At 66.7% G+C, this 20508-nt stretch carries 15 protein-coding genes and 2 pseudogenes; 8 read left to right on the top strand and 9 right to left on the bottom strand.

Annotated elements, in window-relative coordinates; all coding sequences use genetic code 11:
- The 4 genes and pseudogenes from aceA to ABIS05_RS05670 all read left to right on the top strand — a co-directional run.
- The coding region (gene aceA, locus ABIS05_RS05685; protein ID WP_348012142.1) for an isocitrate lyase at window positions 1-1142 on the top strand (1142 nt) is incomplete at its 5' end.
- A 75-nt stretch (window positions 1143-1217) separates the two neighbouring features.
- Window positions 1218-1460, top strand: a pseudogene (locus tag ABIS05_RS05680) (LacI family DNA-binding transcriptional regulator); the annotation flags it as partial.
- Complete coding sequence (locus ABIS05_RS05675; protein WP_407074869.1) at window positions 1382-1591, top strand: PfkB family carbohydrate kinase; 210 nt, start codon at window positions 1382-1384, stop codon at window positions 1589-1591. The pseudogene ABIS05_RS05680 and the gene ABIS05_RS05675, both read left to right, overlap by 79 nt.
- A 331-nt stretch (window positions 1592-1922) precedes the next feature.
- On the top strand, window positions 1923-2111 hold the full coding sequence (locus tag ABIS05_RS05670) for a hypothetical protein (protein ID WP_348012140.1): 189 nt from the start codon (window positions 1923-1925) through the stop codon (window positions 2109-2111).
- Window positions 2112-2154: 43 nt separating this feature from the next.
- Here ABIS05_RS05670 and ABIS05_RS05665 read toward each other — a convergent pair whose 3' ends face one another.
- A complete protein-coding gene (locus ABIS05_RS05665) occupies window positions 2155-5109 on the bottom strand; it encodes a TonB-dependent receptor domain-containing protein (RefSeq protein ID WP_348012139.1) in 2955 nt (984 codons plus the stop codon).
- A gap of 237 nt (window positions 5110-5346) precedes the next feature.
- On the opposite strand from ABIS05_RS05665, the gene ABIS05_RS05660 reads away from it, so the two are divergent.
- Window positions 5347-6393 carry a LacI family DNA-binding transcriptional regulator gene (locus tag ABIS05_RS05660; RefSeq protein ID WP_348012138.1) on the top strand — a complete coding sequence of 349 codons (1047 nt, stop codon included), beginning with the start codon at window positions 5347-5349 and terminating at the stop codon, window positions 6391-6393.
- Here the strand turns inward: ABIS05_RS05660 and ABIS05_RS05655 are convergent.
- The 4 genes from ABIS05_RS05655 to ABIS05_RS05640 form a co-directional block, all read right to left on the bottom strand.
- Complete coding sequence (locus ABIS05_RS05655; protein WP_348012137.1) at window positions 6385-8715, bottom strand: GH36-type glycosyl hydrolase domain-containing protein; 2331 nt, start codon at window positions 8713-8715, stop codon at window positions 6385-6387. The genes ABIS05_RS05660 and ABIS05_RS05655 overlap by 9 nt on opposite strands.
- Before the next feature lie 5 nt (window positions 8716-8720).
- Complete coding sequence (locus tag ABIS05_RS05650) at window positions 8721-10076, bottom strand: MFS transporter (RefSeq protein ID WP_348012136.1); 1356 nt, start codon at window positions 10074-10076, stop codon at window positions 8721-8723.
- Window positions 10077-10080: 4 nt separating this feature from the next.
- On the bottom strand, window positions 10081-10602 hold the full coding sequence (locus ABIS05_RS05645; protein WP_348012135.1) for a gluconokinase: 522 nt from the start codon (window positions 10600-10602) through the stop codon (window positions 10081-10083).
- 130 nt (window positions 10603-10732) lie between these two features.
- On the bottom strand, window positions 10733-11341 hold the full coding sequence (locus ABIS05_RS05640; RefSeq protein ID WP_348012134.1) for a response regulator: 609 nt from the start codon (window positions 11339-11341) through the stop codon (window positions 10733-10735).
- A gap of 368 nt (window positions 11342-11709) precedes the next feature.
- Here ABIS05_RS05640 and ABIS05_RS05635 point away from each other — a divergent pair, with 368 nt between their 5' ends.
- The 3 genes from ABIS05_RS05635 to purL all read left to right on the top strand — a co-directional run bounded on the left by ABIS05_RS05635 (window position 11710) and on the right by purL (window position 18453).
- The gene (locus ABIS05_RS05635) at window positions 11710-13449 is read left to right on the top strand and encodes a methyl-accepting chemotaxis protein (protein WP_348012133.1); all 1740 of its coding nucleotides are present in this window, start codon (window positions 11710-11712) and stop codon (window positions 13447-13449) included.
- Window positions 13450-13551: 102 nt separating this feature from the next.
- On the top strand, window positions 13552-14076 hold the full coding sequence (locus tag ABIS05_RS05630; RefSeq protein ID WP_348012132.1) for a chemotaxis protein CheW: 525 nt from the start codon (window positions 13552-13554) through the stop codon (window positions 14074-14076).
- A gap of 411 nt (window positions 14077-14487) precedes the next feature.
- Window positions 14488-18453 carry a phosphoribosylformylglycinamidine synthase gene (gene purL / locus ABIS05_RS05625; RefSeq protein WP_348012131.1) on the top strand — a complete coding sequence of 1322 codons (3966 nt, stop codon included), beginning with the start codon at window positions 14488-14490 and terminating at the stop codon, window positions 18451-18453.
- Here the strand turns inward: purL and ABIS05_RS05620 are convergent.
- From ABIS05_RS05620 to ABIS05_RS05605, 4 genes and pseudogenes are all read right to left on the bottom strand, one after another.
- Window positions 18450-18911 carry an SRPBCC family protein gene (locus ABIS05_RS05620; protein WP_348012130.1) on the bottom strand — a complete coding sequence of 154 codons (462 nt, stop codon included), beginning with the start codon at window positions 18909-18911 and terminating at the stop codon, window positions 18450-18452. The two genes, purL and ABIS05_RS05620, sit on opposite strands and share 4 nt — an antisense overlap.
- The gene (locus ABIS05_RS05615; RefSeq protein ID WP_348012129.1) at window positions 18908-19252 is read right to left on the bottom strand and encodes a metalloregulator ArsR/SmtB family transcription factor; all 345 of its coding nucleotides are present in this window, start codon (window positions 19250-19252) and stop codon (window positions 18908-18910) included. Before ABIS05_RS05615 ends, ABIS05_RS05620 begins: the two co-directional genes overlap by 4 nt.
- On the bottom strand, window positions 19224-19895 hold the full coding sequence (locus tag ABIS05_RS05610; protein ID WP_348012128.1) for a glutathione S-transferase family protein: 672 nt from the start codon (window positions 19893-19895) through the stop codon (window positions 19224-19226). Before ABIS05_RS05610 ends, ABIS05_RS05615 begins: the two co-directional genes overlap by 29 nt.
- Window positions 19896-20009: 114 nt before the next feature.
- A pseudogene (locus ABIS05_RS05605) lies at window positions 20010-20508 on the bottom strand (MFS transporter); the annotation flags it as partial.

Below are 20508 nucleotides of genomic sequence, written 5' to 3'. Positions count from 1 at the left end.
CCGAGAAGCTCTGGGGCCTCGTCAACACCGAGCCTTTCGTCAACGCGCTGGGCGCGCTGACCGGCAACCAGGCCATGCAGCAGGTCAAGGCCGGGCTGAAGGCGATCTACCTGTCGGGCTGGCAAGTTGCTGGCGACGCCAACAGCAATGGCGAGATGTACCCCGACCAGTCGCTGTACTCGGTGGACTCGGTGCCCAAGGTCGTCAAGAAGATCAACGCCACGTTCAAGCGCGCTGACGAGATCCAGTGGTCGGAAGGCAAGAACGACATCGACTATTTCGCGCCCATCGTGGCCGACGCGGAAGCCGGATTCGGCGGCGTGCTGAACGCCTTCGAGCTGATGAAGGCCATGATCGAAGCCGGCGCTTCTGGCGTGCACTTCGAAGACCAACTGGCCAGCGCCAAGAAGTGCGGCCACATGGGCGGCAAGGTGCTGGTGCCCACCCGTGAAGCCGTCGCCAAGCTCGTCGCCGCCCGCCTGGCTGCCGACGTGATGGGCACGCCCACGCTGTTGGTCGCCCGCACCGACGCCGAAGCAGGCGACCTGGTCACGGCCGACATCGACGAGAACGACAAGCCCTTCTGCACCGGCGAGCGCACCGTCGAAGGCTTCTACCGCACGAAGAACGGCATCGACCAGGCCATCAGCCGCGGCCTGGCCTACGCGCCGTACGCGGACCTGATCTGGTGCGAGACCGGCAAGCCCGATCTGGCCTTCGCCAAGCAGTTCGCCGACGCCATCCACGCCAAGTTCCCAGGCAAGCTGCTGGCCTACAACTGCTCGCCGTCCTTCAACTGGAAGAAGAACCTGGACGACGCCACCATCGCCAAGTTCCAGCGCGAGCTGGGCGCCCTGGGCTACAAGTTCCAGTTCATCACGCTGGCCGGTTTCCACAGCCTGAACTACTCGATGTTCGAGTTGGCCCATGGCTATGCCCGCCACCAGATGAGCGCGTTCGTCGAGCTGCAGGAGAAGGAATTCGCCGCCGCCGAGAAGGGCTTCACCGCCGTGAAGCATCAGCGCGAAGTCGGCACCGGTTACTTCGATGCCGTCACCACCACCATCGAAGCCAACGCCTCCACCGCGGCGCTGAAAGGCTCGACCGAAGACGAACAGTTCTTCGACGCCAAGCACGGCTGATCGGCCGTCGCAAGGATCCCTCCGTCAACCTCAACTCCTGACGGTTTCACAGCCCGCTATCGCTAGCGGGCTTTTTTGTGCGCCCAGCATGGGCGCACTCGTGCGGGTGCAAGTCCCCCCGCCCGACGCACGCGGGCCACCGGCCGGGTCACGTTGGCGGACGTGGCGCAGGCTGCGGGCGTTAGCCCCATCACCGTGTCCCGCGCGCTGCGCGGCGAGCGGGCGGTGGCGCCGGAGCTGTGCGAGCGCGTGCAGGCCGCCGCTACCGCGCTGGGCTACGTACCCGACCCCGCCGCCCGTGCGTGCCGGCCGCGCCGGTGAAGGCGGTGGACACCGTCGGCGCCGGAGATACGCTGGTGGGTGCGTTGGTCACGGCACTGGCCGAGGGCCAGTCAATCGATGCGGCGCTGAGTTTTGCCCAGGCCGCTGCGGCGCTGGCCGTGTGCTGACGATGAAGCCGGGCGAGCCCGTGCTCGATGACCACGCACTGCTGATCGACGGTGAGCATCGCCGCTGTCGGCCGGCGCGCCGATTTGCTGGCTCAGTACCCGCAAGCCGAACGCGTCGAACTGCCTGAGCAGATCCTCATCCCCGGTCATGCGCACTCGGCCATGACGCTGCTGCGCGGCGTGGCCGAGGACGTGCCGCTGATGGACTGGCTGCAGAACCACATCTGGAGATCCGCTCGGCCGCGCTGCTGGCCAAGGGCATCACGGGCGACCCTACCGTCGCGTCTGCACGCACCGCGCTGGAGATGCGACCATCCGCGCCGCCAAGGCCATGGGCCGCGCCCACGACCTCGGCTCGCTGGAAGTGGGCAAGCTGGCCGACGTGGCTGGCCGTGAGCAGGTCAGCAACGTGTGGGTCGGCGGCCGGCAAGTGCTGCGCGAGCGCCAGTCGACGACGGTCGGCGTGCCAGCGCTGCTGGCCGAGGTGCGCGAGGTCGTCGGCCGCATGCAGGCCGGCTGACGACGTGACGGAGGCGCCAGGCTTGCACCCGGCGCCGCCCACATCAGTAGGTCAGGCGCGCGCCGATGCGGTATTGGCGGCCCAGGACGTCGAACAGCGAGGGGTTCACGCCATAGCCGGTGTTGGTGCCCGGGGCGTTGGGCGGCGCGACGTCGGTGACGTTGTCGATCTTGAAGTAGGCGGTGATGTTCTTGTTGATCTTGTAGTTGCCGGCGAGATCCCAATAGAAAGCGCCCTTCATCTGGTTGTTGTCGATGGTCTGGTGCTGGGCGGTGGAGACTGGGCAGGTGGTCTGGCACTCGATGAACTCGTTGCTGTAGACGCCATCGCTGACCCAGCGCTGGCCCACCGTGAAGCTGGCCTTTTCGCCTTCCCAGGATTGCGAGAACTGGGCCTTCCACTTCGGCGTGTCGCCGAGGTTGACGCCCGCGCGCTCTTGCGGGATGGTGCCGACGATGCCCGATTCCGACACGAAGCTCTTCGTGTAGGTGGCCAGGCCGCGCAGCGTGAGCTTGCCGGGCAGATTGACGCCCGCGAGGTTGAATCGGTACAGCGCTTCCATGTCGAAGCCCTTGTTGCGCATCTTGGACAGATTGAAGGCCTGCAGCGTCACGTACTTCACGGGGCTGACGAGATCCATCGCGGCGCAGATCTCTTGGTTGCCCGCAGCGCAGAGGTCCACTTCCTGCTGGGCTCCGAGGGTGGCGATCACGTCCTTCACCTTGATGTCGAAATAGTCGATCGACGCGCTGAACCCTGGCGCCCACTTCGGCTGCGACAACACCAGGCCGAGGATGCGGTTGTTGGCCAGCTCGGGGCGAAGGTTGACGTTGCCGATGGTGCGCTGCTGCACGTTGTAGGTATTGCCCTGGAAGTTGACGGCCTGGTTGATGACCACCGGCGCGGCAAACAGCTCGGAGAGATTCGGCGCGCGCACATCACGCGAGGCGACGTAGCGAACGCGCAGGCCATCGATACCGGTCTTCCAGGTCGAGCCGATCTTCCAGCTGTTGATGCTGCCGGCGGTGCTGTAGTGCGTGCGGCGCACGGCCGCGTTGAGGTTGGCCTCGCCCAGGCTGTCGGACTTGAACATCGGAGCGTTCACTTCGACGAAGCCTTCTTTCACGTTGTAGGCGCCCCGCGCAGCGTGGTAATTGCCGGCGAACCAGTTGTTGCCCACGGTGGTGTTGAGGAGCGGGTCAGCCGGGTAGTCGGCCGTATTGGGCGTTGCGGGGTAGACGCCGTTGCCATAGGGGTCGCCCGTCACCCAGTAGGCTTCCCTGCGACCTTCGGCCCCGAAGGCGACCGCCACCGGCCCTGCCCAGTTCGAGAACGGCTGGCCGTTGACGTTGAAGCTGACCACCGACTGACGCTGCACCGACAACTGATGCGGACCGACGGCCGGGAACACATAGGCCAGCGCGGCCGGATCCTGTTGCACGTCGCCGATGATGTTCAGCGGCACGCAGCCTGCGGCCACAGCGGTGGCGTTGCGGCAGACGATCTGGCCGGACGAATTGCGCACAGCGTCGATCGCGGCGTTGAAGCGCGGGTTCAGCATGATGTTGCTAACCTTCAGGTCGATGCTGTTTTCGCCGTACTCGGCGTAGCTGTCATACGACCAGTCCTTGCCCAGCACGTTAACCTTGCCGTTCGCACCCAGCACGAACCGCTTTTGTTCGCGGATCGGGTTGACCTCGATGTCCTTCGGCTGGTTGCCATAGGCGGTGCCGTACTTGAAGCTGGTGATGCCCTTATCCACGCAGGCCTGCCTGATGGACGCCGGCAAGTAGGGGTTCTCACACTGGATGGTCAAGTTGTCCAGCTTGGGCGAACCGGGGTTGGGCGTGTTTCGGGCGTTGGTCTTGGCCAGATTGACCGTGAAGTAGACCTCGGTGTCATCGTTCACGTCATAGCTGCCACGGGTGTAGAAGACTTCACGCAGCAGGTTCATGCCCATGGTGGTGCCGCCGCCGATGGTGCCGGAGAGATCGCCGCCCACGCAGAAGGGCGTGATACAGCCTGTGACTGCACCCGTGCCGGTAGGCACGCCGTTGGAGCCGTACTCGAACTTGTAGGGCACACCGTCCTTGCCGAAGGCGGTGCCCTGCAGCGGACCCTGGGTGATCAAACCGTACTTGGAGTACTGGAACTGTTGGGCGTTGCGGATGTCGAACAGCTGCGGCTTGCCGTCCGTGGTCTGGCTGGTCGGGCGCTGTTGCCAGGCCGGGTTGTTGAACCAGGTGCGGCCGTTCGCGCCCTGGCCACCAAAGCGGGGTGAGGGCACGCCCTTTTCTCGGACGACTTCCACGCTCACGGCAAGGTGCGCACGGTCGTCAAGGAAGCTGCTGCCCCAGGCGGCTTGCAGTGCGCCGTTCCTGTCGTCGTTGTAGTTGGTCTGGCCAGCTTCGATGTTGGCCTTGAAGCCCTTGAATCGCTTGTCGGTGATGAAGTTCACCACGCCGCCCACGGCGTCTGAGCCGTAAGAGGCGCCGGCACCGCCGTTCACCACGTCGACCTGCGTGATGAGAAGCTGTGGGAACTGGCTGATGTCAGCCACGCCGGTCACGTTGGCCGGCACCACGCGTTGGCCATCGAGCAGGGTCAGGGTGCGGATCGGGGCCAGGCCGCGCAGGCTCAGGGAGCTGAGGCCCTGCAAGCCGCTGCTGGTGCTGTTGGTGAAGGTGGTGCGACCCGTGCTGCCCTGGAGCGCAGGCAACTCGGCGAGGCTCTGGAAAATGTTCGGGTGAGCCGCCTTCTCGAGGTCCGAGGCGGTCACACGGGTGGTGGGCGTCGGTTGCGTGAAGCCGCGCTGCGAGATGCGCGAGCCCGAAACGATCACGGCTTCCAGCACGCTCGCGCGGGGGGGGACCTCTGGCGCGGCGTCAGGCGTTGTGGCCGGAGTCTCAGCGCTTTGGGCCTGGGCGGGAAGCGCCAGCACGGAGCAAGCCGTGAGGGCGGCCAGATGGATCAGCGTCTTGGAAGCGGGAATTCGCATGAAGGTCTCCTGGAGTTGGTGGCGTGGCCGCCGCCTTGTGGTCTGTCTAAAGCGGGTTCGCTAAACAAAACTTGTTTATTGGATAGCGCTATCCCAGTGAGCTAAAAAGAACCGCGGGACATGATGAACTGAACCACCCGTGTAGTTCCCGGGCGCCAGGGCCACAGAACTCCGTTACGGGATTGCGCTATCCTAGGCGTCGGGTATGACCGTCGGTATGGGGGATACTATGTAGCCATGTCCAGCCCGTCGTCGACAAACAACGCGCCTCCTCGACGTACAAGGGCCACCGGCCGAGTGACGCTGGCCGACGTGGCGCAGGCCGCTGGCGTCAGTCCCATCACCGTCTCACGCGCTCTGCGCGGGGAGCGCGCCGTGGCCCAGGAACTGTGTGATCGCGTTCACGCGGCCGTGGCTGCCCTGGGTTATGTGCCCGATCCCGCCGCCCGGGCGCTGGCCTCCAGCCGCAGTTCCCACGTGGCGGTGCTGATCCCCAAGCTGAGCAACACCTTGTTCGTGGAACTGCTGGACGCGGTGCAGAACAGCCTCGTACCGGCCGGCTACCAGACGTTGATCGGTGTCACCCACTACGACGCCAGCGAAGAGGAAGCCGTGCTGCGCAGCTTCCTCTCGCACCGGCCGGCCGGCCTCATCGTCACCGGCCGCGACCGCAGCCCGGCGGCTGCAGCGCTGATCGAGGGCAGTGGCGTGCCCTGCGTTCATGTGATGGAAATCGGCGCGGAGCCAGACGACCACAGCGTCGGCTTCTCCCAACGGGCCGCCGGACGGGCCCTCACCCAACATCTGCTGGACACCGGCCGGCGCCATGTCGTCTACGTTGCCGCCCAGCTCGATCCCCGCACGCTGGAGCGCGGCGAGGGCTACGCGGACGCGCTCGTGCAGGCTGGCCTTGGCGACCGGGTGAACAAGGTGCTCGTCGCCGAGCCCTCGTCTATGGCGCTGGGTGGCGCGATGCTGGAGCGTGTGCTGCGCGAGGCGCCCGACACCGACGCCATCTTCTTCTGCAACGACGACCTGGCTCAGGGTGCGCTGCTGGCTGCGCTGCGCCTGGGCGTGGCCGTGCCGGGGCGCGTGGCCGTGGCGGGCTTCAATGACCTACCGGGCAGCGACCAGATGGTGCCGCCGCTGACCACCGTGGCCACGCCGCGCCGCGAGATCGGCGAGCAGGCGGCGCAGATGCTAATGAAGCTGATGCGCGGCCAGCCGGTGGAGCAGCCGAACGTGGACCTGGGGTTCCAGGTCGTGCGAAGGGATTCAGCCTAGTTCGACATCCAGGCGGTACTCGCGGCCGGCTTGGATGTTGCGCACCAAGCCATCCGGCAACAGCTGGCCGTCCAGCAGCACGCGAGCCGTGCCCGTGCGCCGAACCTGCAACTTGAAGCGCGCGCCCCGGAATTCGCGTTCGGCGTTGAGCCGCTCCCAGCTGTCGGGCAACTGCGGCTTCACCAGCAGCCCTTGCGCGTGTCCGCGCAGCCCGCACAGGCCCTCGATGACGCTGCGGTAGGCCCACGCCGCCGTGCCGGTGTTGAAGAGCTGGCTGGAGCGGCCGGCGGTGCGCGGGTACTCGCGGTGCGCGCCACGGTAGTAGTTCGGGATGAACACCGGCAACTGGCCGCGCTGCAGCAGGTCGGCCTCGTCCGGCCCCGGGATCATGCGGCGCAGTGCGTGCCAGGCGCGGTCGCTCTCGCCTGAGTCGTAGAGGGCGTGAACGTAGAAGCCGGCCGCGTGGTTGTAGACGGCGCCGTTCTCGGCCGAGCCCGGGTGCTTCTGCGTGACGCGGCCCACGTCGTCGCGCATGCCGGAGTAGGGCGGGGCGAACATGGCCACACCGTGCGGCGTGTCGAGTTGGGCGTCGATGGCCGCGAGCATCTTCACGCGCTGTGCCTCGCTGGCCGCGCCGCTCAACATCGCCCAGGACTGCGGGTTCAGGTAGATGCGGCCCTCGGTGTCGGTACTGACGCCGAAGACGACGTCGTCGTCCGTGATGCCGCGGGCGAACCAGTCGCCATCCCACAGGTGGCGATTGGCGGCGTCGTTGAGCGCCTGCGCGGCGGCGCGCCAGCGCGTGGCGGCCTCGGCACGGCCGGCGTCGGCACTGATGCCGGCCCACAGCTTCATCGCATAGGCAGCGGCCACGGTCAGCCAGCCCGAGACGCCACGGCCCTTGTAGCCGACCATGTTCATCGGGTCGCACCAGTCGCCCTGGGCGATGAAGCTCAGGCCGCGCGCGTCGCGGTCCTGCTGCAACCAGGCCATGGCGGCATCCAGCCGCTGGGCTACCGTGAGTTCATTCACCACCACGTCCAGCAGTGCGAAGTCGCCCGTCTCGTCCAGGTAGGCCTGCAGGCACACCGGCAGCCACACGCAGTGGTCGGTGTGCGGCACCTGGTTGATGTACTTCAGCTCGGCGCCTTCGATCAGCAGGATGCCGTCGGGCATGGCGCCATTCGCTTCTTGCTGGCTCAACGCGTGCAGCAGCGCCCTGCGGGTGACGGCCGGCGCGATGTAGGCCATGCCGAGGTTGTCCTGCAGGTAGTTGCGCGTCTGCGGGTCGGTGCTGAGCCGGTTCACGTCACCGTGATAGAAAACCTGGCGCGGCAGCCAGTGGTTCACGAAGCGGTCGAAGTCGGCGTCGGGTGTTTCGATACGCAGGCAGCCACGGCCGCTGTCGATGTAGTTGGCGTAGGCCGCGCGGGCGTGTGCGAAGCCGGCTTCGCTGAGGTAGGTCTCGCGCACGTTGGCGATCTCGTCGTCGGCCAGCGCGGGGCCGAAGAGGAAGCGGTAGGTCTGGCCCTCGTTGGGCTGCAAGGTCAGCTGGTACTGCACGCAGGCGGCGGGCGTTTCGTAGCGGGCGTCGCCACCGGCGAGTTGCTCGGCCTGCAGCGCGCTTGGGGCGTGCAGGCCGCCTTCTCCTTCAAACGCGGCCTGGCTCGCTTCCCAGGCATCAGGCGCACGCTCGCAGAGGAAATACGTCTTGTCCTTGAGCTGCAGGTTCTTGAAGTAATCCGCCACCTTTTGATAGGGCGTGACGCTGCTCGCGACGATGCCGCCCAGGTCGGCGCGCCACTCGGCGGACTGGTTCATCCACGACATGTTGCCGATGGGAAAGTAGGGAGTGACGCTGATGCGCCGGGGCCGGCCCGACAGGTTGCTGACGCGCAGCTCCCACAGCTCGACGACATCGTCCGTCGGCAGGCCTAACGTTATTTCCACGCGCAGGCCCAGGTGCTCCACCGTCCAGCTCAGGTCATGCTTGCCGACGACGAAGCTGAACGCGTCGACCGCCGCGCGCACCGGCTCGTAAGGCGCCGAGAACAGCTCGCCCGTGTCCTCGTCCTTCACGTAGACGAAGCGGCCGGGGTGGTGGGCGTAGTAGGCCTGCTCCGGCTGCATGAAGGTCTTGGCCTCCAGGTTGGGCGCATGCGCGTACTTGGCCGGTTCGGGCTGCATGAACTGCGCGGTGGCATAGCCCCGGCAAGTCACCTGGATCATCATGCGGCGGTTCCACAGGAAGCCGCCGGCCTTGGGCAGGGCAGTGGGGCTGGTGAGTTCGCAGCGCTCGCCGCCGTTGATGTGACGAAGCATGGGCGTCAGACGGGTGAAGTGGAGGACTTGCGCTCGGCCAGTTCGGCCTGGATGCGCGCCATCGCCGGGTTGTCCAGCGTGTAGAAAACCATGATGACCGCCGCCAACAGCGTGAAGCCGGCCGGGATCACCGACATCAGCCAGACGATGCCCGCCTGGGACTCAGTCGACTGCACGGCGTTGGGCACGTAGCCCAGCGACGAGAACAGCACGCCGATGACGCCGACCGCGACGGCGGTGCCGAGCTTTTGCGCGAAGGAACTGGCCGCGAAGGTCATGCCCGTGGCACGGCGGCCGTTGCGCCATTCGTTGTAGTCGGCGGAATCCGCCAGCATCGAAAACGACAGCGGCGACTTCGGGCCCAGACACAGGCCCAGTGCGATCTGCAGCGCGTACATCAGCACGATGTTGTCGTTGGGCACGAACAGGAAGGCTGTCGACAACACCGTGGAGGCCAGCATCAGGCCGATCAGCAGCTTGCGCTTGTCGATGAAGCGCGTGAGCAGTGGCGTGCACGCCGTGCCCGCGGCCGCAGCCAGCAGATAGGCCGGCATGAAGGTGGCCAGCAGCTCCGGCCGGTTGACCACGTACTTGAAGTAGTAGGCCGCACTGGTCATTCGCATCGTGATGCTGAGCATGATGATGAGCGCGAGGAAGAACAGCAGGATCCAGGGCAGGTTGCTGCGCAGATCGACCAGGTCCTGGCGCACGGTGGAGGGCCCGGCCTGCACCGGCTCGACCCGCTCGGTCGTCGCGCTGAAGGTGAAGGCGAAGATCAGCGCCGCAGCGACGCCCCAAAACACCATGGTCAGCGTCCAGCCCATAGCGGGGTCCCCGGCGCCTAACCAAGCCACCAACCGGGGCGACACTGCCGTGACGATGGTGCCCCCCGCGAAGCCGCAGACGAAGCGGGACGCGTTGATCGCATTGCGCTCCCGCGCGTCCCCCGAGATCACGCCGGACAAGGCGCTGTAGGGCAGATTGACGCTGGTGTAGATCGTCATCAACAGCAGGTAGGTCACGTAGGCCCACACCAGCTTGCCCGTCGGGCCGAAGTCGGGCGTCGAATAGGTCAGCACGCCGATCACGGCCAGCGGCACGGGCATGAACAGCAGGTACGGCCGGAACTTGCCCCAGCGCGTCTGCGTGCGGTCGGCGAAGGCGCCGATCATGGGGTCAGTGAAGGCGTTGAAGATCTTGACGACGAACAGCATCGTCGCCGCCGCACCGGCGGTGATGCCGAACACGTCGGTGTAGAAGATCAGCAGGAAGGTCGAGATGTTGGTCCAGTAGAAGTTGAACCCCATGTCGCCCAGGCCGTAGCCGACGATCTCGCGCTTGGTCAGCGGTGGTTGCTTCATGGCATCAACGCTCGGCTTGCGACTGGTTCTGGCTCAGCCAATCGAGAACCTCGGCGGTGAGTTCGGCAATCGGCTTGAGCCCGTCCAGCCGAATCACGCCCGCCTCGCCCACCGGCGTCTCCAGTGTCTGGAACTGGCTGTCGATGAGGCTGACGGCGAAGAAGTGGGAACCGCGCGTCGACACCCGCCGGCTGGCCTCGGCTCGGTCGATGTCCAGGAATACGAACCGCAACCCGGGCGAGGCTTGTCGCAGCTGGTCGCGGTAGGCGCGCTTGAGGGCCGAGCAGGTCACCAGCAGGCCCGGGCGCTGCTGCAGCTGTTCGCACAGGCTGGCCAGCCAGCTAGCGCGGTCCTGGTCGGTGAGCGGCTCGCCTTGCGCCATCTTGCGGCGGCTGGAATCGCTGTGGAACAGGTCGCCCTCCAGCCAGTCGTCGCCCAGGCGCTCGGCGAGGGCAGCGGCCAGCGTGGATTTGCCGCAGCCGGCGACGCCCATGACAACGAGAGATACGGGCGCGGAGTGGGTCATGGGAGAAGGGTGTCTGCCAAGCTGGCTCGGCGGGGATGTAGTCATTGGATAGCGCTATCCTAATCGAGGCACGACGGGCCGTGATCCGTACTTCCCCGCAACCCGGGCGTGTAAAGCAGCCGCAGGAGCTTCAGGGCGGTGCGCCCACCAGCCGTTGAACCGCCTCCAGTAGCTGCTCGTTGCCGAACGGCTTGGGTAGCGTCTCACTCGCGCCCTCAGCCAGCGCCTCGCGCAGGCGCGCCTCGCTCTCGCCCGAGATCACCAACACCTTCAACGCAGACAACGTTGGGGTCTCGCGTAGCAAGCGCAGCACGCCGAAGCCGTCAATCCCGGGCATGCGCAGGTCCAGCGTCATCAGACCCGGCTTGAAGGTGTGCAGCAGCGAGCCGGCCAGGAAGCCATCGCTCGCAACGGCCGTCTCGTAGCCGGCGCGCGTCAACACCCGCTTGATCGCGCTCGCCATGCCCGGGTCGTCGTCGACCACCAGCACCCGCTTGGGGGTGCCCACGGGCGCATCCGGATCGGGGATGCCGTACTCCTTCATGAAGCGTTGCAACTCCGCCCGGGCGATGCGGTAGTCGCCACGCCCGGGTAGCCGGTACGCGCCCAGCGTGCCGCGCTCGATCCAGCGGATGACGGTCCGAAAGCTGACCCCGCAGCGCAGCGCGGCGGCACGCGACGTCAGCACATCAACCGCAGCCGGCTCGGCGCTCGGATCCTGGCTTGTCACAGTGGTCATTTTTGTCACGTTAGACATGATGTGGCCATTGAGGCATGGAATGCTGCCAGCGCCAAAGGAAATCGGTCACGAATCGCCGCCCCATCGAGCACGTGACTGCAAAAGTCGGCCACGCCGCTGGGATGTTGCGTCGTTTCGCGACCTGACTTGCGACCTGACAACCGGCGGCAGCGGCAACAAGCTTATTCAACAAGGATGCAGATCCCTGCCAATTCGTGACCAAGTTCCTTTGCGTTGCCTGCGGTCGCATGCCTAATGGACCTGTCGTGACTAACATGACATTCGTGCCTAAGGTGACAAGCAGCTCCAGTATGACGAGCTGTACGCCAAGGCCGAAGCAGCTTTTCAACTCAATTGGATGAGCCATCATGAATACCTCAACCCGCATGAAACTCGGCACCCGACTCGGCCTTGGTTTCGCCACCGTGCTGCTGTTGATGACGATCATGATCGCCGTGGCGATCATGCGTTTTGACAGCGTGAGCGAAGCCAGCGACAAGATCGTCACGAAGGACTGGGTCAAGGCGGACGCGGCGGCCAACATCAACGCCTTCACGCGGGCCAATGGGCGCCGCACGCTGGAGCTGGTCGTGACCGACGACAAGGCCCACCGCGACACGATCCGTCAGCGCATCGAAGAGAACAGGAAGCAGGTCAGCGATTCCATCGAGGTGCTGGATAAGCTGGTGTATTCGCCCGAAGGCAAGGCGCTGCTCGCCAAGGTCAAGGAAACGCGCGCTGTCTATGCCGCTTCGTTCGGCGCGATCGACAAACTCGTGGCCAGCGACAAGCACGACGAGGCGACGAAGCTCTTGTTCGCCGAAACGATGCCGGCGCTCGACGTGCTGCTGGGCCATGTGACGGCGCTGTCGGCCTTCCAGAAGAAGCTGGTCGAGGCCAGTGGCACCAGCATCAAGTCGGACATCCAGTTCGCGCACATGTTGATGATCACCCTCGGCCTGGCAGGCCTCCTGGTGGGGGCTGGCGTGGCCTGGTGGCTGACGCGCTCGATCACGGGCCAGCTCGGTGGTGAGCCGGATTACGCCAGCGAGGTGGCGCGCGAAATCGCCGCAGGCAACCTGGCCGTCGACGTGCAGCTGCGCGCCGGCGACAGCGCCAGCCTGCTGGCGGCCATGAAGGCCATGCGCGACAGCCTCGCGCAGATCGTCGGCCAGGTGCGCCAAAGCAGCGAGAGCATTGCCGCCGGGTCGAGCCAGATCGCCACCGGCAACGCCGACCTGAGCCAGCGCACCGAAGAACAAGCCGCCAACCTCGAAGAGACTGCGGCGTCGATGGAGCAGCTCACGTCGACCGTGAAGAACAACGCCGACACCGCGCGCCAGGCGACCGCGCTGGCCAGCTCGGCCAGTGCCGTGGCCGCACAAGGCGGTGTGGTGGTCGGCCAGGTGGTTGGCACGATGGAGGCCATCACGGCATCCAGCAAGAAGATCGTCGACATCATCAGCGTGATCGACGGTATTGCGTTCCAGACCAACATCCTGGCCCTGAACGCCGCGGTGGAAGCGGCCCGGGCCGGCGAACAGGGCCGCGGCTTCGCGGTCGTGGCCAGCGAGGTGCGAAGCCTGGCGCAACGTTCGGCGTCGGCGGCCAAGGAGATCAAGGGCCTGATCACGGACAGCGTCGAGAAGGTTGAGGCCGGCAGCCAGCAAGTCGGTGAAGCCGGGCGCACGATGAGCGACATCGTCGCGCAGGTCAAGCGGGTCAACGACCTGATCAGCGAGATCAGCTCGGCAACGCAAGAGCAGACGCAGGGCATCAACCAGGTGGGCGACGCGGTGAATCAGCTCGATCAGGTGACGCAGCAGAACGCGGCGCTGGTGGAAGAGAGCTCGGCGGCAGCCGACAGCCTGAATCAGCAGGCCGCCAAACTTGTCGAGGCGGTGAGTGTGTTCAAGCTCAGCGAGGGCGAGACGAGGAGCGCGATCGTTGCGACGCGCTTGCCCAGCAAGGTGCAGGCCAAGCCGCCGATCCGCAAGCCCGCGCTGAAGCAAGTGCAGCGTCCGGCCTCGATGGGCACCGTGAAGCTCGCGCCCGCCGGAGCCGCAGTGGCCATGGCCGGTGCCGGCGATGAGTGGGAACAGTTCTGACCGATGGGCATGGACGGCTTCAGCCGTCCCGCGCTGCCAGACGCAACTGCATCTGCGGCATTAACACTCCCTTCCCTCCCACTTCCCTGGAGAGCCAAGATCATGGACATGATTCGAGAGAGCACCCTCCTGGCCTGTCACCAAGCTGCACGTGCCGTCACTGCGGCGCCGACGGGCGGCGAGTACCTGACCTTCCGCATCGGCGCCGAGGAGTACGGCATCGATATCCTGAAGGTTCAGGAGATCCGTTCCTATGAAGCACCCACGCGCATCGCCAACGCCGCCGCCTACATCAAGGGCGTGGTCAACCTGCGAGGCGTGATCGTGCCAATCGTCGATCTGCGGCTCAATCTCGGCTGCGAGACCGTGACGTATGACGATTTGACGGTGGTGATCATCCTGAACGTATGCGACCGCGTGGTTGGCGCGGTGGTCGACTCCGTGTCCGACGTGCTGGAACTCACCGGAGATGTGATTCGGCCCGCGCCTGAGATGTCGTCTGCTGTGGCCACCCGCTTCATCACCGGCATTGCCAGCGTGCAGCAACGCATGTTGGTCTTGCTGAACATCGAGGCATTGATGAGCAGCCCGGCAATGGGACTGATCGGCAACCGCGCAGCGCATTGAGTGCGGCGATATCCCTCAGGTTTGAACGGGGGCGCGCCGGGGTCCAGGCGCTAAGGCTACGCTGCCCCAAGGGCTGATGCTCCCCCGCAGGGTGGGGCCACGCTGCGCTACTGAAAGCACAAAGGCCCCGAAGGGCCCTGGGGGATCGGGGTCACCCATTAGCCGCCCCCGGGGATGGCGCGGTCGGCCGCGCGTGCGCGATGTCACGGCCTGAAGGGGGTGTTCGACCAGCGGCAGGCTGGCGCGCATGAGCGGCGGCAGGCAGGTTTCCCGCTCGTCTGCGGGGCGCAGCCGCCTGTCGGCCGAGGGGGCTCAGTAGAATCCCTGGCGTCCGCACGCCGCCCCTGCTTCTGGGGTGGTGCCTCCTGAGAACCGCGTGCCTCGCGCCGCGCCCAGCCTCCTTCGGATCCCATGGCCCTGACCCCGCATCTGACCCATTTCGAGGGCGGCAACGCCCTTTCCGACTTTCGCGCCCAGGCCTTGCTGGCCCGGCTGCAAACGGTCAATGCGCGCATCACGGGCATCAGCGCCCGCGCGGTGCACTGGGTCTGGACGGACGCGCCGTTGGATGCCGAAACCCGCGAGCGCTTCGCTGCGCTGCTGACCTATGGCGAGCCGGCCGTCGCAGGCGGTGAAGGATCGCTCGTCGTCGTCACGCCGCGCTTCGGCACGGTCAGCCCGTGGGCATCCAAGGCGACCGACATTGCGCGCAACTGCGGCTTCACGCTGAAGCGTGTCGAGCGCGTCGTCGAGTACCGCGTCGCGACCAAGAGCGGCCTGCTCGGTGGTGCCAAGCCACTGAGCGCTGAAGAACTGAACGCCTGCGCCGCGCTGCTGCACGACCGCATGACCGAGTCGGCCTGCTTCAGCCGCGAAGCCACGGCCCACTTGTTCGACGAGCGCACGGCCGAGCCGATGGCGCATGTCGACGTGCTGGGTGCCGGCCGCGCGGCGCTGGAGAAGGCCAACGTCGAGTTCGGCCTGGCGCTGTCCGCCGACGAGATCGACTACCTGGAAACCAACTTCAAGAAACTCGGCCGCAACCCCAGCGACGTCGAGCTGATGATGTTTGCGCAGGCCAACAGCGAGCACTGCCGGCACAAGATCTTCAACGCGAGCTTCACGGTGGACGGCGAGGCGCAGCCGTTGAGCCTGTTCGGCATGATCCGCAACACCGAGAAGCTGAACCCGCAGCACACGGTCATCGCCTACTCGGACAACGCCGCCGTCATGCAAGGGCATGCCATCGAGCGCTGGATGCCCGCACCCCAGGCCGGCGCCGCTTACCTGGCCCGCACGGAGCAGGCCGAGGTGCTGATGAAGGTGGAGACGCACAACCACCCGACGGCCATCTCGCCCTTCCCGGGCGCGTCCACCGGCGCGGGCGGCGAGATCCGCGATGAAGGCGCCACGGGCCGGGGCTCCAAGCCCAAGGCGGGGCTGACGGGCTTCTCGGTGTCCAACCTGCACCTGCCCGGCCTCTCGGAGCCGTGGGAGCAGAACCCGGTCGGCAAGCCTGCCCACATCGCCTCTGCGCTGCAGATCATGATCGAGGGCCCGCTGGGCGGCGCGGCCTTCAACAACGAGTTCGGCCGGCCCAACCTGAACGGCTATTTCCGCGTCTTCGAGCAGACCGTGGACGGCGTGCGCCGTGGCTATCACAAGCCCATCATGATCGCGGGCGGCCTGGGCACGATCCGCTCTGACCTGACGAAGAAGATCGAGTTCCCCGCTGGCTCGCTGCTGATCCAGCTCGGCGGCCCGGGCATGCGCATCGGCATGGGCGGCAGCGCAGCGTCGTCGATGGCGGCGGGCACGAACACGGCTGACCTGGACTTCGATTCCGTGCAGCGCGGCAACCCCGAAATCGAGCGTCGCGCGCAGGAGGTCATCAACCACTGCTGGGGCCTCGGGCAAGCCAACCCGGTGCTGGCGATCCACGACGTGGGTGCCGGTGGCATCTCGAATGCCTTCCCCGAGCTGGTGAACGACGCCGGCCGCGGCGCGCGCTTTGACCTGCGCAAGGTGCCGCTGGAAGAGTCGGGCCTGGCGCCCAAGGAGATCTGGTGCAACGAGAGCCAGGAGCGCTACGTGCTGGCCATCGCGCCGGAGAGCCTGACGCAGTTCGCGGCCATGTGCGAGCGCGAGCGTTGCCCGTTCGCCGTCGTCGGCGTCGTGACCGAGGAACGTGACCTGAAGCTGGTAGACGGCGACACGGAAGTGACCGGCCATCCCATCGACATGCCGATGGACGTGTTGCTGGGCAAGCCGCCCAAGACGGCCCGCGAAGTGACGCGCGTGGCCCGCGACGGCGGCACGCTGGATTTGACTGGCGTGAAGCTGGAGCAGGCCGCTTTCGACGTGCTGCGCCACCCGACCGTTGCCAGCAAGCGCTTCCTCGTCACCATCGGCGACCGCACCGTGGGCGGGCTGAACCACCGCGACCAGATGGTCGGCCCGTGGCAGGTGCCGGTGGCGGACTGCGCCGTCACGCTGGCCGACTTCAACGGCTTTGCCGGCGAGGCGATGAGCATGGGCGAGCGCACGCCGCTGGCGTCGGTCAACGCGCCGGCCTCCGGCCGCATGGCCGTGGCCGAGGCCATTACCAATCTGCTGGCCGCGCCCTTCGAGCTGCCGCGTGTGAAGCTCAGCGCCAACTGGATGGCCGCCTGCGGCGAGCCGGGTGAAGACGCGGCGCTGTTCGACACGGTCAAGGCCGTCGGCATGGAGCTTTGCCCGGCGCTGGGCATCTCCATTCCCGTCGGCAAGGACTCCTTGTCGATGCGCACCAAGTGGGATGGCAATCAAGTCACCGCGCCGGTGTCGCTGATCGTCACGGCCTTCGCCAGCATCGCGGACGTGCGCGGCACGCTGACGCCTGAATGGCAGCGCGTTGTCTCGTCGCTGATCCTGATCGACCTGGGTCAGGGCCGGAACCGCATGGCCGGCTCCATCCTGGCGCAGACGCTGAACCAGTTCGGCAGCGATGTGCCGGACCTGGACGACCCCAAGCTGCTGGTCTCGCTGGTCAACGCAGTTAACGAGTTACGCGCCGCCGACAAGCTGCTGGCCTATCACGACCGCTCCGACGGCGGCCTCTGGGCTGCCGCCTGCGAAATGGCCTTCGCCGGCCAGACCGGCTTGAGTCTGAACGTGGACCTGCTGGTCACCGAAGGCGACGGCATCAGCGACAGCCGCGCCGACATGGGTGACTCGAAGAACTGGGCCGGCCAGGTTGGCGCGCGCCGCGAGGAACTGACGCTGAAGGCGCTGTTCTCCGAGGAGCTGGGCGCGTTGATCCAGGTGCGCGCGGCCGACCGCGATGCCGTCATGCAGGTGCTGCGCGCGCATGGCCTGTCCAGGCATTCGCACGTCGTTGCCAAGCCGAATGCGGCGCGGCAAATGGAAGTCTGGCGTGATGCCAAGAAGGTCTTCAACGCTGACCTGACCACGCTGCAGCAGACCTGGGACGAGGTGAGCTGGCGGATAACTCAACTGCGCGACAACCCTGCCGGCGCGGACGCCGAGCACGCCGCCGCCGGCAAGGCCGACGACCCAGGCCTGCATGTCCACCTGACCTTCACGCCCGAAGTGCCCTTCATCAGCACCGGCGCTCGCCCCAAGGTCGCCATCCTGCGCGAGCAGGGCGTCAATTCGCACGTCGAGATGTCCTACGCGATGTCGCTCGGCGGCTTCGACAGCTTCGACGTGCACATGAGCGACCTGCAATCCGGTGCCGTCAAGCTGGACGGCTTCGCGGCCTTCGTCGCCTGCGGCGGCTTTAGCTACGGCGACACGCTGGGCGCCGGCGAAGGCTGGGCGCGCAGCATCATGTTCAACCCCGTGCTGGCCGCGCAGTTCCGCGCGTTCTTTGCGCGCCAGGACACGCTGGCCCTGGGCGTCTGCAACGGCTGCCAGATGCTGGCGGCACTCGCGTCCATCATCCCCGGCGCCGACGCCTGGCCGCGTTTCACGCGCAACCAGAGCGAGCAGTTCGAGGCGCGCCTGTCGCTGGTCGAGGTGCTGGAGTCACCCAGCGTGTTCTTCCAGGGCATGGCCGGCAGCCGCCTGCCCATCGCCGTCGCGCACGGTGAGGGCTTTGCCAACTTCGCTCGCCAGGGCGACGCGGCCAAGGTCATCCAGGCGATGCGCTTTGTCGACCACCACGGCCAGCCGACCGAGGCCTACCCGTTCAACCCGAACGGCAGCCCCGGCGGCCTGACCTCGGTGACGACGCCGGACGGCCGCTTCACCGCGCTGATGCCGCATCCGGAGCGCGTGTTCCGCAACGTGCAGATGAGCTGGACAAGCGGCGACCGCGCGCTGCACAGCCCGTGGCTGCGGATGTTCCAGAACGCGCGGAAGGCGCTGGACTAAAGCGCGTCGACTTCGAGCAGCAGCCGGTCGAGGCCCTCTTCGGTGCCTCGGCGGCGCTGCGCCAGGTCTTCGTGGCCGTCGAGGTAGGCGAGTTGCTCGGTCAGCTTGAGCGTTGACCCGGCCGGCGTGTCGGTGAACTCCACGGTGACGAGCGATGCCGACAGGGCGTGACCGTCAGCCGCCATCGAGTAGGCAAAGACGATGCGGGCCTCGGGCACGATGTCGAGAAAGACCTTGTCGACGGCGAGCTTCGTGCCGTCCGGCAGCGCGCTGCGGTAGGTCTCTTTCCCGCCGGAGCGGAAGTCCATGCTGAATTCGGGCTTCGTCGTCTCGGCATGGCAGTCGGACCAGCGCAGCTTGGTGGCCGGGTCGGCCCATGCCGCGAAGACACGTGCGGCCGAGGCCTTGAACTGGCGGTCCAGCACGAAGCTCGTGTGGGCAGCGGGTGTTGTCTTCATGGCTTGTCCTGTGCTTCGAGAAGGGCGTCGAGCGCGTCGAATTGCCGATGCCACATCGCCTTGCGCTCGGCCACCCAGGCCTCCAGGCCACCGAATGCATCGGGCGCGATGCGGTAGGTGCGCACGCGGCCGGCCTTGTCCGACTGCACGAGGCCGCCGGCTTCCAGCGCGGCCAGATGCTTGAGCGCCGAGGGCAGGGCGATGGACAGCGGTTTGGCGAGGTCGCTCACCGACGCAGGCCCGCGGGCGAGCTGATCGACCATGGCGCGCCGGTTGCCGTCGGACAGCGCGGCAAACAGGCGGTTCAGGCCTTCAGGCGAGGAAGCGCGCGGGGAGGGCATGCTGCAGCGGGTAGTACTTAAAGAACGGCCGGGCCTCGACGAGGGCGCGAGCCACCGAGGGCCGGGCCAGCAGGCGCTCGAAATAGGCGCTCAGCCGCGCGTGGCCGGGCGAGAAGGGCCGGATGGTGGCGGCGTAGAAGAGGGCTGGCGCCGCGGCGCAGTCGGCCATGCTGAACTCGCTGCTGGCCGCCCAGGCGTGGTCGCCCATGCGGCTCTCGATCAGGTCATAGGCTTGCCCCAGTGCGTCGACCGAAGCCTTCATGGCCAGCGCATCACGCTGGGCCTCGGGGCGCAGCATCTGGGCGATGTAGCGCTGCATCGGGTCCATCACGTAGCAGTCGAAGAGGCGGTCCCATAGCCGTACCTGCAACTGGGCGTCGAAGTCGTCGGGCAGCAGGCGGACTGCGCCCGGATGGCGGCGGTCCAGGTATTCGATCTGCAGCGAGGTCTCCGGCACCACGCGCTCGCCGTCGGCAAGCAAGGGGATCTTGGCCGTGGGCCACAGCGCCGCATAGGCAGCGCGTTCGGCTGGGTCGCCGAGGTTGACCATGCTGGCGGTGAATGCCGTGCCGTGCTCGTACAGCGCGATCAAGACCTTCCAGCAGTGTGAAGACAGCGGGTGGTGGTGCAGCGTCAGCGCCATGGTTGTGCTTTCAGTTTCCGATCTGGCTAAGTGTAGACAAAACTTTCACGGCAAGGAAACTGTTGGCGCAAACAAAAGGCGGGACTGAGCCCGCCTTGTTTCGGTGGCAGGAGCTCAGTCCTGCACGACCGCCGCCGCCCGCAGCCGCTTGTTCACCCGCAGCGCCAGCAGCGTGCACACCACCGCAGACAGCAGGTAGACGCTGAGCGACACCAACCCGAAGCGCGAGGACAGGTAGAGCGCGACGACGGGTGCGAAGGCCGCGCCCAGCAGCCAGGCCATGTCGGCCGTGAGCGCCGCGCCGGTGTAGCGGAAGTGGGGCAGGAAGTTCGACGTCACCGACCCGGCGGACTGGCCATAGGACAGGCCCAGCAGCACGAAGCCGATCAGGATGAATGCTGCCTGGCCGGGCTTGCCGCCGCCCAGCATCAGCGGGGCGAACAGCGCGAACACGCCGATGGCGATCGCCAGGGTGCCCAAAAAGTTGCGCCGGCCCACCTTGTCGGCGATCAAGCCGGACAGGGGCATGGCGGCGGCGGCGAAGGCGGCACCCAGCAGCTCCATCTTCATGAAGCCCTCGATGCCTTGCTCGTCCGACAGCGCGACCCAGGAC

The organism is Roseateles sp. (assembly GCF_039929605.1).
Classification (GTDB): Bacteria; Pseudomonadota; Gammaproteobacteria; order Burkholderiales; family Burkholderiaceae_C; genus Pelomonas.
Note: the sequence above shows the minus strand (reverse complement) of the source record. Positions and strands in the feature narration are given on the sequence as shown.

Bases quoted from the DNA above. Each gene is read 5' to 3' on its own strand.
- ABIS05_RS05670 (WP_348012140.1), top strand. From the start codon at position 1,923: ATGGGCCGCGCCCACGACCTCGGCTCGCTGGAAGTGGGCAAGCTGGCC.
- ABIS05_RS05665 (WP_348012139.1), bottom strand. From the start codon at position 5,109: ATGCGAATTCCCGCTTCCAAGACGCTGATCCATCTGGCCGCCCTCACG.
- ABIS05_RS05660 (WP_348012138.1), top strand. From the start codon at position 5,347: ATGTCCAGCCCGTCGTCGACAAACAACGCGCCTCCTCGACGTACAAGG.
- ABIS05_RS05655 (WP_348012137.1), bottom strand. From the start codon at position 8,715: ATGCTTCGTCACATCAACGGCGGCGAGCGCTGCGAACTCACCAGCCCC.
- ABIS05_RS05650 (WP_348012136.1), bottom strand. From the start codon at position 10,076: ATGAAGCAACCACCGCTGACCAAGCGCGAGATCGTCGGCTACGGCCTG.
- ABIS05_RS05645 (WP_348012135.1), bottom strand. From the start codon at position 10,602: ATGACCCACTCCGCGCCCGTATCTCTCGTTGTCATGGGCGTCGCCGGC.
- ABIS05_RS05640 (WP_348012134.1), bottom strand. From the start codon at position 11,341: ATGACCACTGTGACAAGCCAGGATCCGAGCGCCGAGCCGGCTGCGGTT.
- ABIS05_RS05635 (WP_348012133.1), top strand. From the start codon at position 11,710: ATGAATACCTCAACCCGCATGAAACTCGGCACCCGACTCGGCCTTGGT.
- ABIS05_RS05630 (WP_348012132.1), top strand. From the start codon at position 13,552: ATGGACATGATTCGAGAGAGCACCCTCCTGGCCTGTCACCAAGCTGCA.
- purL (WP_348012131.1), top strand. From the start codon at position 14,488: ATGGCCCTGACCCCGCATCTGACCCATTTCGAGGGCGGCAACGCCCTT.
- ABIS05_RS05620 (WP_348012130.1), bottom strand. From the start codon at position 18,911: ATGAAGACAACACCCGCTGCCCACACGAGCTTCGTGCTGGACCGCCAG.
- ABIS05_RS05615 (WP_348012129.1), bottom strand. From the start codon at position 19,252: ATGCCCTCCCCGCGCGCTTCCTCGCCTGAAGGCCTGAACCGCCTGTTT.
- ABIS05_RS05610 (WP_348012128.1), bottom strand. From the start codon at position 19,895: ATGGCGCTGACGCTGCACCACCACCCGCTGTCTTCACACTGCTGGAAG.